The sequence below is a fragment of the Alkalihalobacillus sp. FSL W8-0930 genome (assembly GCA_037965595.1).
Taxonomy (GTDB): domain Bacteria; phylum Bacillota; class Bacilli; order Bacillales; family Bacillaceae_D; genus Alkalicoccobacillus.
In genome coordinates this window covers 1,887,863-1,907,576 of sequence record CP150183.1, presented here as the reverse complement: position 1 = coordinate 1,907,576, position 19,714 = coordinate 1,887,863, and the positions used below count along the sequence as shown (strand labels likewise).

At 39.3% G+C, this 19,714-nt stretch carries 19 protein-coding genes and 1 riboswitch; of the genes, 16 read left to right on the top strand and 3 right to left on the bottom strand.

Annotation, left to right across the window (positions count from 1 at the left end; all coding sequences use genetic code 11):
- The first annotated feature begins 146 nt into the window (after window positions 1-146).
- The 12 genes from NSQ54_10125 (at window position 147) to NSQ54_10070 (ending at window position 11,405) form a co-directional block, all read left to right on the top strand.
- Window positions 147-959: a uroporphyrinogen-III synthase gene (locus NSQ54_10125; GenBank protein ID WYP28428.1), complete on the top strand. Its 813-nt coding sequence runs from the start codon at window positions 147-149 to the stop codon at window positions 957-959.
- Window positions 960-1,043: 84 nt separating this feature from the next.
- Window positions 1,044-2,117: a branched-chain amino acid aminotransferase gene (locus NSQ54_10120; GenBank protein WYP28427.1), complete on the top strand. Its 1,074-nt coding sequence runs from the start codon at window positions 1,044-1,046 to the stop codon at window positions 2,115-2,117.
- Between the two features lie 45 nt (window positions 2,118-2,162).
- Entirely contained in the window at window positions 2,163-2,951 is a 789-nt protein-coding gene (locus tag NSQ54_10115) for an HAD family hydrolase (GenBank protein ID WYP28426.1), read from the top strand.
- A gap of 61 nt (window positions 2,952-3,012) precedes the next feature.
- Window positions 3,013-3,111: riboswitch (TPP riboswitch) on the top strand.
- A gap of 118 nt (window positions 3,112-3,229) precedes the next feature.
- Window positions 3,230-3,811, top strand: coding sequence for an ECF transporter S component (locus tag NSQ54_10110; protein ID WYP28425.1), 582 nt, complete (start codon window positions 3,230-3,232; stop codon window positions 3,809-3,811).
- Between the two features lie 22 nt (window positions 3,812-3,833).
- On the top strand, window positions 3,834-5,282 hold the full coding sequence (locus tag NSQ54_10105) for an ABC transporter ATP-binding protein (GenBank protein WYP28424.1): 1,449 nt from the start codon (window positions 3,834-3,836) through the stop codon (window positions 5,280-5,282).
- Window positions 5,279-6,085, top strand: coding sequence for an energy-coupling factor transporter transmembrane component T (locus NSQ54_10100; protein WYP28423.1), 807 nt, complete (start codon window positions 5,279-5,281; stop codon window positions 6,083-6,085). Before NSQ54_10105 ends, NSQ54_10100 begins: the two co-directional genes overlap by 4 nt.
- A 216-nt stretch (window positions 6,086-6,301) precedes the next feature.
- Window positions 6,302-7,339: a sulfate ABC transporter substrate-binding protein gene (locus NSQ54_10095; protein WYP28533.1), complete on the top strand. Its 1,038-nt coding sequence runs from the start codon at window positions 6,302-6,304 to the stop codon at window positions 7,337-7,339.
- Window positions 7,340-7,359: 20 nt separating this feature from the next.
- The gene (gene cysT, locus NSQ54_10090; GenBank protein ID WYP28422.1) at window positions 7,360-8,193 is read left to right on the top strand and encodes a sulfate ABC transporter permease subunit CysT; all 834 of its coding nucleotides are present in this window, start codon (window positions 7,360-7,362) and stop codon (window positions 8,191-8,193) included.
- Between the two features lie 30 nt (window positions 8,194-8,223).
- Complete coding sequence (gene cysW / locus NSQ54_10085; GenBank protein WYP28532.1) at window positions 8,224-9,060, top strand: sulfate ABC transporter permease subunit CysW; 837 nt, start codon at window positions 8,224-8,226, stop codon at window positions 9,058-9,060.
- A 12-nt stretch (window positions 9,061-9,072) separates the two neighbouring features.
- A complete protein-coding gene (locus tag NSQ54_10080) occupies window positions 9,073-10,143 on the top strand; it encodes a sulfate/molybdate ABC transporter ATP-binding protein (protein ID WYP28421.1) in 1,071 nt (356 codons plus the stop codon).
- 130 nt (window positions 10,144-10,273) lie between these two features.
- The gene (locus tag NSQ54_10075) at window positions 10,274-10,759 is read left to right on the top strand and encodes a hypothetical protein (protein WYP28420.1); all 486 of its coding nucleotides are present in this window, start codon (window positions 10,274-10,276) and stop codon (window positions 10,757-10,759) included.
- A 67-nt stretch (window positions 10,760-10,826) separates the two neighbouring features.
- Window positions 10,827-11,405, top strand: coding sequence for a DNA-3-methyladenine glycosylase (locus NSQ54_10070; GenBank protein ID WYP28419.1), 579 nt, complete (start codon window positions 10,827-10,829; stop codon window positions 11,403-11,405).
- Window positions 11,406-11,443: 38 nt separating this feature from the next.
- Here the strand turns inward: NSQ54_10070 and NSQ54_10065 are convergent, their stop codons facing one another.
- Complete coding sequence (locus tag NSQ54_10065) at window positions 11,444-12,349, bottom strand: diacylglycerol kinase family protein (protein ID WYP28418.1); 906 nt, start codon at window positions 12,347-12,349, stop codon at window positions 11,444-11,446.
- Between the two features lie 188 nt (window positions 12,350-12,537).
- Here NSQ54_10065 and NSQ54_10060 point away from each other — a divergent pair, with 188 nt between their 5' ends.
- Window positions 12,538-13,524 carry an acryloyl-CoA reductase gene (locus NSQ54_10060; protein ID WYP28417.1) on the top strand — a complete coding sequence of 329 codons (987 nt, stop codon included), beginning with the start codon at window positions 12,538-12,540 and terminating at the stop codon, window positions 13,522-13,524.
- Between the two features lie 53 nt (window positions 13,525-13,577).
- On the opposite strand, the gene NSQ54_10055 is transcribed toward NSQ54_10060, so the two are convergent.
- Window positions 13,578-14,549: an NlpC/P60 family protein gene (locus NSQ54_10055; protein WYP28416.1), complete on the bottom strand. Its 972-nt coding sequence runs from the start codon at window positions 14,547-14,549 to the stop codon at window positions 13,578-13,580.
- 289 nt (window positions 14,550-14,838) lie between these two features.
- On the opposite strand from NSQ54_10055, the gene NSQ54_10050 reads away from it, so the two are divergent.
- Complete coding sequence (locus NSQ54_10050) at window positions 14,839-15,621, top strand: SDR family NAD(P)-dependent oxidoreductase (protein ID WYP28415.1); 783 nt, start codon at window positions 14,839-14,841, stop codon at window positions 15,619-15,621.
- Between the two features lie 67 nt (window positions 15,622-15,688).
- On the opposite strand, the gene NSQ54_10045 is transcribed toward NSQ54_10050, so the two are convergent.
- Window positions 15,689-17,800 (bottom strand): AAA family ATPase, encoded by a 2,112-nt coding sequence (locus NSQ54_10045; protein ID WYP28414.1) that lies wholly within the window; start codon window positions 17,798-17,800, stop codon window positions 15,689-15,691.
- Window positions 17,801-18,108: 308 nt separating this feature from the next.
- On the opposite strand from NSQ54_10045, the gene NSQ54_10040 reads away from it, so the two are divergent.
- Together NSQ54_10040 and NSQ54_10035 are read left to right on the top strand one after the other, a co-directional pair.
- Window positions 18,109-18,864 (top strand): exodeoxyribonuclease III, encoded by a 756-nt coding sequence (locus NSQ54_10040; protein ID WYP28413.1) that lies wholly within the window; start codon window positions 18,109-18,111, stop codon window positions 18,862-18,864.
- Between the two features lie 209 nt (window positions 18,865-19,073).
- Complete coding sequence (locus tag NSQ54_10035; GenBank protein ID WYP28412.1) at window positions 19,074-19,667, top strand: hypothetical protein; 594 nt, start codon at window positions 19,074-19,076, stop codon at window positions 19,665-19,667.
- The last annotated feature ends 47 nt before the right edge of the window (window positions 19,668-19,714 follow it).

Below are 19,714 nucleotides of genomic sequence, written 5' to 3'. Positions count from 1 at the left end.
TCTTTCCTTTGCTCAACATAATAATTTCACGTACCATATTTTTAACTATTACGAAAAACTTAACTAAAAAACAAAAACATGATATATTCAGTTTATTCAAACGTAAACACTTATGTTTATTTACGAAGAGGAAGGATGTACCTTCAATGAAAAGTCTTACAAATTGTCATATTGCATTAACTGCGTCCAGAAAAACAGAAGAAATGCAAACCATTATTCGAAAACAAGGCGGAACAAGCGAAGTTAGATCTTTGCAGGGTACAGTTTTTTTAGCTGAACTCGAGGTTGCGGAGGATTTCAAAGAGTTAATATTAAAAAAACCAGAAGTGTTTATCTTTACAACAGGGATTGGGACCGAGACCTTATTTAGACTGGCTGAAAAGGGGAAGTTTGATACCGAGCTTTTTGATGCATTAAACCAATCAACGATTGCAGCAAGAGGATATAAAACTCATGCTGTTCTAAAAAAATATGGTTTTACTCCTGATTTGCGAGACGAAGATGGAACAACCTTGGGACTAATAAAAGTAATGGAAAACGTTTCTTTAGAGGGTAAGCTGGTTATGGTTCAACTTCACGGGATGAATGCGCCGGTTCTTCATTCGTTTCTTGAAGAAAAAGGGGCAAGCATAAAAGAGATTTTACCTTATCAGCATATCTCTGTTAATGAAGGTGATGTTCTTGTCCTATTAGACGAACTTTTAAACGAAAGATACAATGCCATAGCCTTTACAACAGCAATCCAGGCGAGAGAATTGTTCACAGTTGCTAACAAATATGATAAAAAAGAAAGCCTTTTAACATTGTTTGAAGAGAATGTACTAGCAGTATCAGTTGGGAAAGTAACAACTGAAGAGCTTCATAGTCAAGGAGTCAAAAGAGTAATTGCTCCTGAAATTGAACGAATGGGTGCCATGTTTGTTGAACTTGGAAATTATATGAAACAGACTAAGGGATAAGGCTCATTCAAAATTTGCTTAATCATGTTATAATAGGTACGTTACAATGTTACTATCGTGGGATAAAAAGGGGAGTTTCTTAATATGTCTGATCAAACTTTAGAAATTATGACCGCAACACACCATAAAACAAAGCCAGATCCTGAGACCCTTGAGTTCGGTAAAACGTTTACTGATCATATGTTCATCATGGATTATACAAATGAAAATGGCTGGCATAGTCCACGAATTATACCTTATCAACCTCTAACACTCGATCCAGCAGCAATGATTTATCATTATGGACAAACTGTATTTGAAGGTCTCAAAGCATATCGTACAGATGATGACAGAGTGTTATTATTTAGACCCGAACAAAATTTTAAGCGACTTAACTTATCCAGTGACCGCTTAAGTATTCCGGATATTGATACAGACATTGTTTTAGAGTATTTGAATGAACTGGTAAAGCTAGACAAGGATTGGATTCCTACATATGAAGGTACCTCATTGTATATTCGCCCATTTATTATAGCAACAGAACCTAATTTAAGTGTGGCACCGTCCTCGTCTTATAAATTTATGATTATTCTTTCGCCAGTAGGCTCCTATTATAAAGAAGGTATAGCACCTGTAGGTATTTACGTAGAAGATGAATATACAAGAGCCGCACTCGGTGGCACCGGAATGGCTAAAACAGCTGGAAACTATTCTGCTGCCTATAAAGCTCAGGATAAAGCGACTGCACATGGCCAAGCTCAAGTACTTTGGCTTGATAGTTCCGAGAAAAAGTATATTGAAGAAGTAGGAAGTATGAATGTTTTCTTTAAAATTGATGGAGAAGTTGTAACACCTGCACTAAGTGGTAGTATCCTTGAAGGAATTACACGTAAATCGATTATCGAACTTCTGAAAAGCTGGGATTTACCTGTTTCAGAACGGAAAATTTCGATTGACGAAGTATTACATGCAATCAAGGAAAATCGCTTAGAAGAAGCTTTTGGAACGGGAACGGCAGCCGTCATTTCACCTATTGGAGAGCTTAGCTGGAAAGGTGAGCAGTCGCTCATTAATAATCGCGAAACAGGTCCTTTGGCTGCGAGACTCTATGAAACGTTAACAGGCATACAAAAAGGTAGAATAGAAGACCCGTTTAATTGGACTTACGAAGTAAAATAATTGTACAGAATGTATTAAAATTGGTTTAAAGAAAGGGAATCATTGATGATAAAAGCTGTTTTTTTTGACTTAGACGATACCCTTTTATGGGATCAACAAAGTGTTCAGAAAGCATTTGATGCAACATGTGATTATGCAGCTGAACAAGATGAACGTATTAAAGCAGAAGAGCTTGAGCATGCCGTGAGAGAAGAAGCTAGGCAATTATATGCATCGTATGAAACGTTTCCTTTTACACAAATGATTGGGATTAACCCATTTGAAGGACTATGGGCGAATTTCCAGGATCGGGAAGAAGAATTTCAGAAGTTAAAGGAGCTTGCTCCTGGGTATAGATTAGCTTCTTGGGATCTCGGCCTAAAAAAGTGTGGAGTGGAAAATAGAGAGCTTGCAAAAGAGCTTTCTGAGAAATTTCCGCTAGAACGCCGAAAAAATCCAATTGTTTATGAAGAAACCTTTAAAGTATTGGATCGTCTAAAAGAAGACTATAAACTTCTTTTGTTAACGAACGGCTCTCCTGATCTGCAAAATATTAAACTAGAACTTACTCCCGAGTTAGTTCCTTATTTTGACCATATTGTTATTTCTGGAGCTTATGGTAAGGGGAAGCCTGATAAAGGTATTTTTGAGCATGCCTTATCTTTAATGGAGCTGGAGAAAGAAGAAGTGATTATGGTTGGAGACAACTTAATGACTGATATTCTTGGAGCGCAACGAGCTGGCATTTCTTCAATTTGGGTAAATCGCAAAGATCAAACGACAGCTGATGTTGAACCAACATATGAAATCACATCACTTTTAGAAGTAGAAACCGTCTTAGAAAAGCATTCTTAAAAAAAGATTGTCGACATCATCTTAATATGGTTAAATGTACATGTACAACATTATAAACTTTTATTTCCACTAGGGGCGCGTAAGCTGAGAGAGGCGACTTTGCCTTGACCCTTGACCTGATCTAGATAATACTAGCGTAGGAAAGTGGAGTCGACTCTTTTTACTATGATGACTTGTTTTCTAGGACAAGTGTATATATGTAATGAAGAAGCCACTCCATTCATGGAGTGGCTTCTTTTTTTCGGCTAACTAGGGGAATAGAGGACTGGAGGAAACGGATGAAAAAGCGCTTAACCTTAACAGATATTTTGGTCACAGTCATTATTGCCGTTGTTTTTGGAATCGTGTACCGATTATGGGGACCAGTAAATGACAGTTTGAAACTATTCCCACTTCAAGTAAATGAATTGATGTATGGCATGTGGTTTATCGCGGCTACTGTAGCTTTTTTGATTATTAGAAAGCCTGGTGTGGCACTTGTTGCTGAAACAGCAGCGGCCTCTGGTGAATTTATTGTTGGATCACAATACGGCTTAGAGGTACTAATTTATGGAGTCATGCAGGGGCTTGGCGCCGAACTTGTTTTTGCTTTGTTCATGTACAAAAGCTACTCCGTTCTTACTACGTCACTTGCTGGCGCAGCATCCGCAGGCGGATCGTTTGTCATGGACTGGAACCGTGGTTATATGGCTGATCTAGTTGGTTGGAATGTCACATTAGTCATTATTTTACGAACCATTAGCGGTATTCTAATTGCAGGCGTATTTGCTTACTATCTCGTTCGAGCTCTTGAGAAAACAGGTGTGACGGATTTATTAAGACCTTCTTCTAAAAAAGATTTTGACACATTAGATTCGTAAAGAAAGGAGAGATATTTTAAAGATGGCAGCAACTGTAGATAAACTAAGGCTCACCTTTCCTGGGAGCGGGAAGCTTTTATTCAAAGATCTGAGTATTAAAATATCTGAAGGGGAGAAGGTTCTCATCCTCGGACCAAGCGGAAGTGGAAAATCAACCTTGCTTCAAGTATTAACAGGATTAGTACCATCCGCTATTAATCTTCCACTCAAATATGATAAACTCACTCATCCAAAATCATGGGGCTATGTCTTTCAAGACCCTGATAGTCAATTTTGTATGCCTTACGTAGATGAGGAGATTGCGTTTGTATTAGAAAACTTAGGTGTACCAAGAGAAAAGATGGATCAACAAATTAAAAGCGTTCTTGAATTGGTGGGATTAGAGCTTGACGAACTTCATACTCCAATTTCTCAGTTGTCTCAAGGAATGAAGCAAAGGCTAGCCATCGCGTCAGTACTCGCTCTCGAGCCATCTACGTTCTTTTTTGACGAGCCAACAGCCATGCTTGATCCAAAAGGTACTGAACATATGTGGAACCTCATTCAATCCGTTACGAAAGATCAAACTGTTATTATCGTTGAACATAAGATTGATCATATTCTTGATTTTGTAGAGAGAGTGATTGTTCTAGATGATTCGGGTCAAGTGATTGCAGATGGTCAGACAGATGATATATTTAGAACTTATAAACAAACCCTACGTAACTATGGCATTTGGTATCCAGGCGTTTGGGAGGAATATGTTTCAGAGCGTGAATGGTTGCCAGAATGGATTAATCAAAATCAACATCCTATTATTGAGTTAGAGGATTTTCAAGTAGTAAGGCGGAAAGAGATAAAATTAACTGTTCCGTCGTTACGTGTTTATCCTGGAGAATGGATTTGTATTACTGGTAAAAATGGAGCGGGTAAAAGCACACTACTTCTAGGATTAATGAATGTTCTACGCACACGCGGAAGTTATAAGGTGAACCAAGCTCTAATTAAGAAAAAGGATCGAATTAGTCATCTTCTTGGATTTGTCTTCCAAAATCCTGAATATCAATTTATTACAAACCACGTTAGTGAAGAGATTGCTTTTACCTTAAGGCAAGAGGGACGTTCTTCGGTTGAAATAGAAAAGACAGTAGAACAAACATTATCTGCATTTATGCTTACTCAACATAAGCAGCAGCACCCTTATCAACTATCTGTGGGACAAAAACGAAGATTAAGTGTTGCTACAGCACTAGTTGGTCAGCAAAAGGTCTTACTGCTCGACGAACCTACTTTCGGGCAGGATGCAAAAAATACCTTTGCTCTGCTTGAAATGATGGAATCTTTAAAAAATCAAGGGGTAACCATCATGATGGTGACACACGATGAAGAAATCGTTCACTCGTTTGCAACCCGCGTCTGGAACGTCAAAGACGGTGAAGTGTTTGAAACAGAACCATTAGAAAACAGGGTGAAGAGAGTGGAGAGCAGATGAATTCTTTATACAATGTTCATGAGACGTGGTTAACACGAGTAAATCCGAGCATAAAATTAGTTCTTTCTATTTTTCTGTTTTTCTATATGATCTTTATTCATAATCCTTCGCATCTAGTGTATTTAACCATTGTACTTAGTGTTATTTTATATGTGTTCTCAGGTCACCCATTGCGCTATCTGCTACTTTACTCACTACCTTTTATTTTAGTGTTTATCTCCTCAGCTAGCTCGATGATCTTTTTTGGGAGAGGAGATACGATTTGGTATACATGGGGGCTTATCCAAATAAGTGAGGAAAGCTTTTATCGAGGCATTCATCTAGGCTTTCGAGCGCTTGCTTTTGCCATACTCGGAATGATTTTTGCATTAACAACAAAACCCGTATTATTGTTTTATTCTATGATGCAGCAGCTAAGAATCCCTTCAAAGTATGCTTATAGTTTTCTAGCATCCATACGGATGATTCCAATTATGTTTGAGGAATTTCAAACACTCCGATATGCATTGATCATTAGACAAGCTGTACCAGAAAAAGGACTGAAGGGATTTTATAAAAAGCTCCAATTTTTCTCAATCCCACTCCTGGCCCAGAGTATCAGGCGTGCCCAACGAATAGCCGTTGCAATGGAGGCAAAGCGTTTTACTCAAGCAACTGAAAGAACATTCTATTATGAAACAAATGTTCGCTCGTGGGACTTTCTCTTTTTTGTTGTTATTCTGTTAGCACCTCTCCTTACATTTTATCTAGCAGAAGCAATTCCGTTGTTCGATCGAACGGATGTACGATACTTTACAAGTTAATCGGAGTTAAAGCATATGTTTTAAAATATACTTGACACATCGGAAAAGCATGGATAAGATATGAGTACAATAAAATAGTTGCTGATCGGACAACCGAAGGCCTTTGCTAATACCGTTTATTAGTGGAGGGCTTCTTTTTTTGTTCTTAAAGCCAACTAAACCACTATACTTAAATGTATATAAAAAGAGTGTAAAAAGGAGAGGAACCCATTGAAAATCAAACCAAACAGAACACGATCATTTGTCAAATTTACCTCCATTCCAGCTTTACTCATTGCTTTAAGTGCATGTGGTTCAAGTGATCAAGCAGCGGGCGATGGAGATACAATTGATCTTCTAAACGTTTCATATGATCCGACACGAGAATTATATGAGGATTTCAATAAAGCATTTGCTGAACATTGGAAAGGAGAAACTGGTCAAACGATTACATTTAACCAATCTCATGGTGGTTCAGGTAGCCAGGCAAGGTCGGTTATCGATGGTTTACAGGCAGATGTGGTTACATTAGCGCTTGCTTATGACATCGATGTCTTACACGACTCTCGTGATCTAATTCCAGAAGATTGGCAATCGAGATTGCCAGATAATTCGACACCTTATACATCTACGATTACTTTTTTAGTTCGTGAAGGCAACCCTAAAAACATTCAGGATTGGGATGATTTAATTCGAGATGATGTAGAGGTTGTTACACCAAACCCTAAAACATCTGGAGGAGCCAGGTGGAACTACCTTGCTGGTTGGGCCTGGGCAGAAGAAGAATTTGGTTCTGAAGATGCGGCTAAACAGTACATCTCTGATCTATATCAAAACGTTTCTGTTTTAGATTCTGGTGCACGAGGCGCTACAACTTCGTTTGTTGAACGAGGAATTGGAGACGTTTTACTTGCGTGGGAAAATGAAGCCATTCTCTCTACTGAAGAACTGGGTGAGAACGAATTTGATATCGTCGCACCTTCCATTAGCATCCTGACAGAACCGCCTGTTGCTGTTGTTGATGAAAACGTTGATAAAAAAGGAACGCGCGAAGTGGCAGAGGCCTATCTTGAATATCTGTATACAGATGAAGGTCAGCGCCTAGCAGCAGAACATTATTATCGTCCAAGAAATGAAGAGATCTTAAACGAATTTAGTGAGTACTTCCCAGAAATTCAACTCGTTACGATTGATGATACATTTGGAGGCTGGCAAGAAGCTCAGGAGAAGCATTTCAGTGATGGAGGAGTTTTTGATCAAATCTACGAGCAATAAGATTACTAAGGGAGGATCGTATGAGAACATTACGCTTTAAAGAAGAAAGTATCATCCCTGGGTTTTCACTAACGCTAGGTATGACATTAATGTATCTAGGATTAATCGTTTTAATTCCCATCTCAATGATTTTTATCCAAACGTCAAATATGAGTTTCTCCGATTATTGGAATACCGTTACCTCTCCACGAGTGGTTGCATCGTATAAGCTAAGTATAGGAGCTGCACTCGCTGCAGCTCTCATCAATGGTGTATTTGGATTACTGCTGGCATGGATTTTAGTACGCTACTCCTTTCCAGGAAAAAAGATCATCGATGGGATCATTGATCTTCCTTTTGCACTACCGACTGCTGTCGCAGGGATTGCATTAACTACGATTTACACATCAGATGGCTGGGTAGGTAAATATTTTGATCTATTAGGGATTAAAATTGCCTTTACTCCACTTGGTGTAATGACCGCATTAATCTTTATTGGACTTCCATTTGTCGTACGCATGGTTGAGCCTGTATTAAAAGATCTTAACAAAGAACTAGAGGAGGCTTCATCATCGCTTGGAGCAAACGGTTTCCACACTTTTACAAAAGTAATCATGCCTGTTTTGTTTCCAGCTTTGTTATCTGGTATGTCTTTAGCGTTTGCAAGAGCACTAGGTGAGTATGGTTCTGTCGTGTTCATTTCAGGAAATATGCCAATGAAGACGGAGATTACTCCATTACTCATCATGAATCAGCTTGAACAATTTAACTATGAAGGAGCTACCGCCATTGCTTCTGTGATGCTGTTATTCTCGTTTTTACTATTGTTTTTAATGAATCTTATACAATGGTGGGCATCCAAACGTCATACATAAAGGAGGTACAAGTTGAATACTGAGACCCCGATTAATCATAAATCTGTATACTCAAAACCTAAGAAAAAAAAGACATGGGTGAAATGGGTACTTCTATCCATCGCTTTGTTATTTCTCTCACTTGTCTTAATTCTACCGTTAACAGCGATTTTTGTTCGAGCATTTGCCGGTGGATGGTCTGTCTACGTTCAGTCAATAACTGATCCTGCAGCACTCTCAGCTATTAAATTAACTCTACTTACGGTGGCGATTGTCGTCCCACTTAACACGATTTTTGGAGTAACTGCCGCTTGGGCCTTATCAAAGTTTCAATTTAAGGGTAGAAGCTTTTTGATTACATTAATTGACTTGCCCTTTGCCGTATCACCAGTTATTGCTGGTCTTGTATTTGTTTTATTATTTGGTGTTCACGGGTTACTCGGTGAATGGCTTTTAGCCAACAACATACAAATTATCTTTGCGGTGCCGGGTATTGTACTTGCAAGTATGTTCGTAACCGTTCCATTTGTGGCTAGACAATTAATTCCTCTCATGCAAGCTCAAGGTACTGCTGAAGAAGAAGCTTCACTTTCTCTTGGGGCAAATGGATGGCGTACATTCTGGCATGTAACCTTACCAAATATAAAATGGGGACTATTATATGGGGTCATCTTGTGTAATGCACGAGTAATTGGAGAGTTTGGAGCTGTTTCCGTAGTCTCTGGAAAAATCCGCGGGTTAACAAATACGATGCCACTTCACGTTGAAATTTTATATAACGAATATATGTTTACAGCTGCTTTTGCTGTCGCTTCACTCATGTCGATTCTGGCAATCATTACACTGGTTATTAAGAACATAGTAGAGAAGAAGAGTCCACAATTGTAAGGAGTGTTATGTATGTCAATTGAAATTAATAATGTCTCAAAGTACTTTGGAGATTTTAAAGCCCTTGAACAAATCCGCTTATCGATCAAAAAAGGGGAACTGATTGCATTACTTGGACCGTCGGGCTCTGGTAAAACCTCTTTATTACGTATCATTGCAGGCTTAGAAAGTGCATCGGAAGGATCTATTTTTTTTAATGAACAAGATATGACGGATGTCGATGCTGTTTCAAGGCATGTTGGCTTTGTTTTTCAACATTATGCGTTATTCTCACATATGACTGTTGCAGATAACATTTCATATGGACTTCGAGTGCGCCCTCGCCGCGTTCGTCCATCTAAAAAAGACATGAATGCGAAAGTAGATGAGCTCTTAAATCTTGTAAAACTAGATGGCTTACAAAAACGGTATCCATCACAGCTGTCAGGTGGACAACGACAAAGAGTGGCTTTAGCTCGTGCTTTAGCCGTTCAACCAGAAGTTCTTTTATTGGATGAGCCGTTTGGAGCACTTGATGCAAAGGTTCGTAAAGAGCTAAGACGCTGGCTTCGGAATTTGCACAATCAGTTTGATGTGACGAGTATCTTTGTGACACATGATCAGGAGGAAGCCATGGATGTGGCTGATCGCATCGTTGTTATGAATAAAGGACGAATTGAGCAAATTGGTACACCAGACGAAGTGTATGAACATCCTAATTCGCCTTTTGTCTTTGACTTTTTAGGGAATGTAAACTTATTTAAAGGACGTGTTCAAGAAGGCAACTTAACATCGGGTACCATTACACTCAGAACATCTGGTAGTCCCAAGCATGAAAACAAAGAGGTGGTTGGATACATACGGCCACACCAGATGCAGCTTCACCAGACCCATGTTGAAGGAGCTTTTCCAATTAAGATTTCGCATATTCAACCTGTGGGGCCGATTGTCTTTATTGAAGCGGAGAAAGTGAATGAAGGAGAACTCATCGATATTGAGCTACCTAAAAATGAATTTACCCCACTGGGACTAAAAGTAGGGGATTTGGTGTACAGCAGACCAAATCAGGTGCATGTATTTTCACCTGAAGAATTCAGTATTTAAATCGAAGAGAGGGAGGCTTAAGAGCTTCCCTCTTTTTTTGAATACGTGGATATCTTTGCAAAGAATTGTTGAAACGTGGTAGACTTTTTAAAGAATAACGTAGAAAACAATAGAATAGGAGACTCAGAAGATGAAGAAATGGAGTATGCATGGAACCATCGTTTCAATAGGTGTCGCACTTATTCTTACAGGCTGTAATAGCAACAACAAAGTAGGCGATGACCTTGAAGTGTATTACAACGATCATATCTTACCCATTCAAACGGATATTGATGAAGCGTGGGAAGAGTTCTACAACGAAACAGAGGCCTTATCAGATGAAGAATTTTATGAGGTATATGAAACTGATTTAAAGCCAGAGCTTGATGAATATTACGATGAGCTACAAGCGCTTAGCCCTGAAACCGAGGATGTACAAGAACTTCACTCCTTTTACCTTGAAGCAAATGATGTATTCTATGAAGCTGGTGAAAAAGAGGTAGAAGGCCATTATCGCCAAGACGAAGATCTGCTAGCAGAAGCCGATGACTTATTTGATGAATATGATCAATTGGAAGATGAGTTTAATATTGAGTTAGATCGATTAATGAAAGAAACAGGTGCGGAATACGAATAACGGTTGATAGTCCTAGTATGAGGGTATACTATGGCTATGGAATTGGATTCATAAGGTGGATTAAGATATGTCGCAAGTGCTACCAAGATCGTTTTATGAGCAATCTACACTTTCATTATCAAAAAGTTTACTTGGAAAGCTTTTAGTGCATGAGAGTCCTGAAGGAAGGACCATTGGTCGAATTGTAGAGACAGAAGCCTATCTAGGTGCAATTGATCAAGCTGCACACAGCTTTAATGGAAGGCGGACGAAACGCACGGAGGTAATGTTTGGACCAGCAGGCATCATATATACATATGTGATGCATACTCATTGTTTGTTTAACATTGTTTCAAATGATATAGATATACCTGAAGCTGTCCTTATTCGTGCAGTTGAACCTGTAGAGGGCGTAGAGCTCATGAAAACAAGAAGAGGTAAAGAAGGTGTTCTTTTAACGAATGGTCCAGGTAAGCTAACAAAAGCAATGGGGATTACGATGGCTGCATATGGCCGTAGCATTACAGAGTCACCCATCTATATTGTAGATGGTCCTGCGCCAACCGATATCCAGGTTGGCCCCCGAATCGGTATTGATAATAGTGGTCCCGCTAAAGACTATCCATATCGTTTTTGGATATCCAATAACAAGTACGTCTCTAGATAAGGAAAAACCCTAGGAGAAATCTTTCTCCTAGGGTTTTTCTATTCCTCTGCTAAGTAGATCCATTCAATAGCTTTCTGATGAACTTCGACATCAAGCGGGGTCTCGAGGTATAACTCGCCATCTGAATCGGCTAGTTGCGAGTGATCTGTTCTTAGCTTTAATGAATTGGTTCGGTACACCTCAATGTCTTCTGCCTGTGACAGCCATTCCTTCGCAGTATCGGATCTTGATTTATTGTATACATTCTTTAACAAAGAAAAGCCCGCTTCTTTTAGAATATATAAATCAAGCTTACCATCATCCATTACATTGTCTTGAACAAATAATCCGGCCGTACCGAGATAATGACCATTCATTGCCAAGATCATCACCGCTTCGCCTTCTAGTTGCTCAGAATCTGTTTCTAGGGAATATTTGAAAGACGATGGATCCTTTAAGGACTGTACTGCACTCATTATGTAGCCTAATTTACCCCATTTTTCTTTAAGGTGTCCTTCTTTCGCTTGTGAGGCTTCAGTAATTAAGCCAACTCCTACAAAATTAGAGAAATATCGGTCATTGACCTGACCCATATCAAGCTTTTTGCTGTTATTTGCCAAGATAGCTGAGATCGCTTCTTTTACCGTGCGAATATGTAAGGACCGGGCAAAATCATTACATGTTCCACCAGGAAGAATAGCGACCTTAGGACGTTTCTCTTCATTTACCTTCATTAGTCCATTTATACATTCATGAACCGTTCCATCTCCACCAAATATAAGTACTAGATCTACATCTGCTCCCATTTTTGCGCAAACGTCTTCCGCTTCACCTTTTTTAAGTGTTTGAATAAATGTAAACTCATGAACATGCGGGGCTAGTTGCTCTGTAACATCTGCTAATTGGACGGTTATTTCGTCTTGTCCTGCTTTAATGTTGTATAGTAATATGGCACGATTGTACATGATTGGCACCCCTTTATTAATAATAAGGTTATAATACCTATCATTACCCTTTTTTCATTAATTCAAGCTAGAATAGAGTAAGTTGTCTGCAAGTTATTTATAATATGATTATGTAAACTCAAATGTTTTACAGAACGAAAAGCAGGTAATAGTAAATACTAGTTTAAACGTAAGGAGCGGGATATAATATGGCAACATTTAAAGCATTTGTATTACAATCAACAGAACCTGTACAAACAGGGGTTGAAGAATGGTCAACTGATCAGCTAGATGGAGATGTGCTCATAAAGGTTTCATATTCAAGTGTTAACTATAAGGATGGTATGGTTGGCAGCACAGGAAGAATTGCAGAGTTTACTCCTTTGATTCCTGGCATTGATTTAGCTGGTGTAGTCGTAGAGTCTGGGGATCATTCATTTAACGAGGGTGATGAGGTAATCGTAACAAGCTACCGCTTAGGTACAGGTCATCATGGGGGATTTAGTGAATATGCGAAAGTTCCAGCTGAATGGGTTGTTCCTAAACCTGAAGGACTAACCTTACGCGAGTCAATGATTCTTGGTACGGCTGGATTTACAGCCGCTTTATCAGTTGGACAGCTTGAGAAAAATGGACTTAATCCGAAACAGGGACCCGTTTTAGTAGCTGGCGCAAGTGGTGGAGTAGGAAGCTTAGCAGTCATTATGTTAGCCAACTTAGGCTACGATGTATCTGCAAGCACTGGTAAAGGGAATGAAGTAGAATATCTAAAGAAGCTAGGTGCTAAAGAAGTCCTAAACAGAGATGACTTGGTAGATCATGATCAGAAGTCAACGCGTCGGTCAAAATGGGCAGGAGCCATCGACCCAGTGGGAGGCAAGACTACACAATATATCCTCTCTACTTTATCGTACGGGGCTTCTGTCGCAACAAGTGGACTAGCAGGGGGCGTGGATGTCTCAACTCAAGTTTTTCCGTTTATCAGCAGAGGGATCAATTGGTTAGGAATTGATTCGGTCCGTTGTCCAATGGATATTCGTACAAACGTTTGGCAACGACTAGCGACTGACTTAAAGCCAACATGCCTTGAGGATGAGTTAGTCATTGAAGTGAAACTTGAAGATCTTGATCAAGTATTTAAGGATATCTTAGAAGGAAAGGTAAGAGGACGTACCATCGTGAAAATGGGATCATAAAAAAAGCTAGAAGAGTTGACCTCTTCTAGCTTTTTATTTATATTTTTATTTAATTAGTTTACTGAACCTGCACCGTAGTAGTGGTTGCTCCAGTATCCAGCATTAAGGCTGCTTTTTTGAACGCCGCTGCTGCTTGCATGAACAAATTGTCCGCCGCCAACATAGATTCCAGCGTGAGATACAGTAGGTGCTCCGCTATACGTACCAGTGAAGAATACTAGATCACCAGCTTGTAGGTCTGATTTAGACTTCTTAGCAGAAGAATCATAGATTCCTTGTGCTGTACGAGGAAGGCTGATTCCTTCTTGCTTAAATGCGTAGTTAATGAAACCACTGCAGTCAAATCCGGCTGGAGTTGTGCCACCCCATTTGTACGGTGCGCCAATTTGAGCTTCAGCTGCTGCAATAACAGAGCCATAGCTTGCAGAAACTTGAGTTCCAGCTACTTGAGTTTGAGCACTTACAGTCGTTTCTTCAGATACTGACTCTGTAGCAGAAGCAGATTCTGATGCACTAGCAGTTGCAGTTTCAGATGCGCTCTCATTAGATGATGAAGCTTGTGCAGTGTTTGAGCTTGCAGGAGTAGAAGCAGCTGCTATTTCGCCACCTAGAGCAGAGATTGTTTGACGACCAGCAAGTCCGTCAACAGCAAGACCTTTATCCGCTTGGAAAGAACGTACTGCCGCTTCAGTGCCAGCTCCGAAAACTCCGTCTACTCCGTTTGTGTTATAGCCGTGGTTAACAAGTTTAGATTGAAGATCTTTAACAGCTTGTCCAGTTTGTCCTTGACGTAAAGTAGAAGTTGAAACTACTTGCGTTTCTTCTTGAGCTACCGCATTTTCTGTAGCAGCTTGAGTTTGTTCTGCTTGTTGAACCTCTGCAGCTCTGTTTTCTTCAACGACTTTGCTCATGTCTACATTTGCATAAGCATTTGAGTTAGCTGCTAGAGTAGCAGCAGAAGCAAGACCTACTACGAAACTAGTTTTAATAACAAGACCTTTAACATTTGAATTAGTTTTAAACATATAATATACCTCCGAAAGATTATAATTAAACGAATATGTACGTGTTTATTTAGTTTTTCTTTAACAATTATTAATTTAACTCATTTAAATAACAGTGAGGTTTTAAGAACATTACAATTAGATTACAATTTGAAATTTATCGTTTAAAAACGAAAAAAAATTGGAATAAGAATAGAATGCCATATAAATTCTATGAAAAACGCTATGAAAATGCAAGATGTTTACGAGAAAAGCAGATCTGGGTACGTAATACATACATCATTTAATAGATTGATAGGAGGAAAATGATATGGATAAACATATTAAGCCTATAGCTGTTGTAACGGGTGGGGGTTCAGGTATCGGAAAACAATCTGCCATTCAACTAGCTAAACAAGGCTATTCGGTAGCCGTTCTTGAAGTAGATGAAGATTCGGCGGCTGAAACTGTAAAGGAAATGAAGTCCCAAGGTGCTGAAGCCATGTTTGTAGAGGTCGATGTGCAAAAGGAAGAAGATATAAAAAAAGCTTTCGAGAAAGTGGTATCAACTTTGAAGGGACCATTACAGGCGGTAGTTGCAAATGCAGGAATAAATGGAGTGTTTCAAGCAATCGAGCATATGAAAGCTGATGATTGGGATACCACACAAGCAACAAATCTTCGAAGTACGTTTCTAACGACTAAACATGCGATTCCTTATTTAAAAGAGGCGGGTGGGGGAAGCATCGTCATAACAAGCTCAATTAACGGCAATCGAAAGTTCTCAGGAGCGGGAATGAGTGCATATAGTGCTTCAAAAGCAGGTCAGGTTGCTTTTATGAAGATGGCTGCCGTTGAACTTGGACCATTTAACATTCGAGTAAACGCAATCTGTCCTGGAGCCATCGATACGAACATTGGAGATAACACTCATATTCAAAAAGAAGTTGATGAGATTCGCATTCCTGTGGAATATCCAAAAGGTGAAATTCCTTTAGGAGAACGTGGTAAACCTCAACAGGTTGCAAATGTTGTTGGGTTTTTATGCTCGGATCATTCCAATCATGTTTCAGGGATGGAGTTATATGTAGACGGAGCACAATCACTACTCTAATGATCATTATGCAAAAAAGAGTACATTCCAGCGAAGGAATGTACTCTTTTTATGATTTAATCCAATTTTATGCTTTTTGAACAACAAGCTCGTTATCTTGAACTGTTACTTCAACAGCTGAGACAACTTCTTCGTCAATAATTAATTCAGTGATTTCATCTTCAATTGTTTCTTGGATCACACGACGAAGTGGACGTGCACCAAATGCAGGGTGATACCCAAGCTCAGATAGCTTACGTTTTGCTTCATCTGAAACGGTCATTTGAATATCCTGTGCGTTAAGGCGATCTTGAAGCTCGCCTAGCATCACATCAACAATAGCTACCAAGTTCTCCTCAGATAACTGATTAAACTCAATGATCCCGTCGAAACGGTTAAGGAATTCAGGTTTAAAGTAATCATTTAATGATTCCAAAATACCGAGAGTTTTACTTTGGGAATGATTAAAACCTACAGAGGCCTTCTGAATTCCTGCTCCTGCGTTAGAGGTCATAATGATTATGGTGTCTTGGAATGAAACCACACGTCCTTGACTATCAGTTAAACGACCATCCTCAAGTATTTGCAGGAAGCTGTGTTGTACATCTGGGTGTGCCTTTTCAATTTCATCTAATAAGATGATGCTGTAAGGCTTGCGACGAACTTGTTCCGTTAATTGGCCTCCATCATCGTGACCAACATAGCCTGGAGGAGAACCGATTAATTTAGAAACAGAGTGTTTTTCCATGAACTCACTCATGTCTAAACGAATCATTGCATCTCGACTACCGAATACCTCTTCAGCAAGCGTTTTGCTAAGCTCTGTTTTACCAACACCCGTTGGACCAACAAACATAAAACTGATCGGACGGTTAGCTGCTTTTAGGCCAGCACGGCTTCTTTTTACCGCTTTTGCTACTTTTTCAACAGCTTCTTCTTGACCAATCACTTGACCCGCAAGACGAGCAGCTAGGTCTTTCATTTTTTTCTGTTCTGCTTTTTGTAGCTTTTTCACTGGGATGCCTGTGCGTTTTTCAATGACTTCTTGAATTAAATCAACTGTCACTTCAACAGCTGCACCTGTTGATTTTTGCATTTGTTCTTGAAGAAGAAGCTCCTCTTGGCGAAGTTTCGCTGCTTTTTCGTAATCTTCTACTTCAGATGCTTTTTGTTTGTCTTCACGAATCTTGGTTAAGCGTTCTTTCATTTGCTCTTTATCTTGATTCTCATCTGTTAATGAAAGCTTTGAACCAACTTCATCGAGAAGATCGATCGCTTTATCCGGTAAGAAGCGATCCTGAATGTAGCGATCAGACAGCGTTACACTAGCACGTAATACTTCATCCGAATAGGCCACATGATGATACGCTTCATAAATGGGACGTAGACCTTTTAAGATTTCAAATGTCTGTTCAAGTGTCGGTTCAGCTACATTTACTGGTTGGAATCGACGCTCAAGTGCGGCATCCTTTTCAATTTGGCGGAACTCTTTTAATGTTGTTGCACCGATTAACTGGAATTTACCGCGAGCAAGTGCAGGTTTTAAAATATTTGATGCGTCCATGCTGCCATCATTTGAAGAACCAGCACCAACCATCATATGAATTTCATCCATAAAGAGTATAACATCTTGACGTTCTTCGACTTCTGCAATCAGCTTTTGAATGTTTTCTTCAAACTGACCACGATAGCTTGTACCTGCTACAAGAGAGGTAAGATCAAGGCTATAGATTTGTTTATCACGAATCTTAAATGGAACAGAACCTTCAGCAATTCGTCTTGCCAGTCCTTCAGCAATTGCTGTTTTACCAACACCCGCTTCACCAATTAAAACTGGGTTGTTTTTTGTTCTACGACTTAGAACTTGTATCACACGTTCAACTTCTTCATCTCGACCAATTACTGGATCAATCTCTCCATTTTTAGCAATCGCAGTCAGGTTCCGACCGTATTGATCTAAGAAACCATCACCAGCGCCTTTATCTTGTTTTACTTTTTGGCGCGTGCCTTGACCGTTTTCGGGATTTTGATTCATAAAGTGTTGTTTAAAAAGATCATCAAACGATCCGCCTTGACTATTCAGTGGTTGCTGCATCATTTGAAAGCATTCACCACAAAGTTGTATGTTACGAGCTTGATTATTAATCATTAGTTTCACATCTACTGATGCATCGCGTTGCTGACAATGTTGACATTTCATGTTAAACATTCCTCCTAAGTAAGAATGAATTAGACTTTGATTAACTTTGACCTTTATGATTAAAAAGAAAGTCAAGTTCTTTGACTAAGTCTGACCTTTATTTTAAATCAGGAACAATTCATCGTCAAATGAACTGCTTGGGTATTTTTTGATTCTACATACATAATAACTGACCTATTTTGACCTTTCAAGTATTTTGTTTGATCTTTTTTGATCAATACAGAATAGTGGATCTGAGGTGTAACGTCTATTATGATAAGATAGGTCAAATTGGTCAAATGATTAGCTTATGATTATTGGGGGATATAATGAAATTTATTTCGTGGAATGTAAATGGCATTCGTGCCTGTGTAAAAAAAGGGTTCTTAGATTACTTTAACATTGAAGATGCGGATTTTTTCTGCTTACAAGAGACAAAGTGCCAGCCTGAGCAAATTGATCTTGATCTAAAAGGGTACAAGCAGTACTGGAATAGTGCAGAGAGAAAAGGATATTCCGGAACGGCTATTTTTACTAGACATGAACCAATGAGTGTGACGTTTGGTCTTGGAGATGAAATAGAGGATCTAGAGGGACGAGTTATCACATTAGAATATGAAGGATTTTATCTCATAACCATGTACACACCTAATGCAAAGCGTGATTTAACGCGTCTAGGATATCGTATGCTTTGGGAAGAGGCAGCCCGTCGTTATATTCAAACACTTGAAGAACAAAAGCCGGTTATTTTATGTGGAGATTTAAATGTAGCTCACCAACGAAACGACGTAAAAAATGATCGAGCTAATATTGGAAATGCCGGATTTACGGACCAGGAGCGAGGTAAGTTTACGAAACTACTTGATTCAGGATACCTGGATACGTATCGAATGCTTTATCCTGAAACGGATGATGCCTTTACCTGGTGGTCTTATATGGCTAATGTCCGAGAACGAAACATTGGATGGCGGATTGATTACTTTATTGTTTCAAATAAACTTGCATCTACCGTAAAACACGCAGACATTGATTCACATATTTACGGTAGTGATCATTGTCCAGTGAAGCTTGAGCTTACACTTTAAATAAAGCTCATGATGAGAGCTGTTACTAAACCAACTAAAATGACAGCATAAAAGTAGCGGAGTTCCTTCATATTTATCACCTCAAGGCTTTTTTACTATTTTAATGGCTAAGAAAAGATGAAACAATATGGAATATGAGATGCATTTTAACGATTATGTAGAGACATTTTATCTCTAGAAACGAGTTTAAAGAAGAAAGAGGCGGTAACATGAATTTAGTATGGTATGTGAGTTATGGATCAAACTTAATGGAGGAACGTTTCCATTGTTATATAAAAGGTGGTATCCCTGAAGGATCAAACGAAGCCGAAAAAGGGTGTCGTGATCACACACTTCCAGTCGATAATAAAGGCTGTGAGTTACCTTATCCTCTTTATTTTGCAAAGGATACAAGTAAGTGGGGAACGGGTGGTGTTGCCTTTATCGGACATAGGGAGGACCCTTCAGAGAAAACAATTGCGAGGCAATATCTTATTACCTTTGAACAATTTGTTGATGTCGTGGAACAAGAAAATGCAGCTGATGCCTCTCGTTTATCTTTTGATGAGTTAATGGAGAAAGGATCGCAAACGTTAGATGATGGATGGTACGGTCGAGTTGTATATCTCGGCACAGAGGATGGATATCCTAAGCTTACGTTCACAAATCCCAATGATATGGGTACTGAGGCATTTCATAAACCAGCAAAGCCGTATGCAAAAACCATTGCCAAAGGGCTTTCTGAATTATCATATTCAGAGGAAGAAATTGAAGCCTATCTGCAATCTCGTCACGGGTTTCAAAGCTCGCAAGCAGGAAAGTAGACACCTGGTCTGTTGAGTCCTTACAATAGGTGCATGGATTCAAGAAA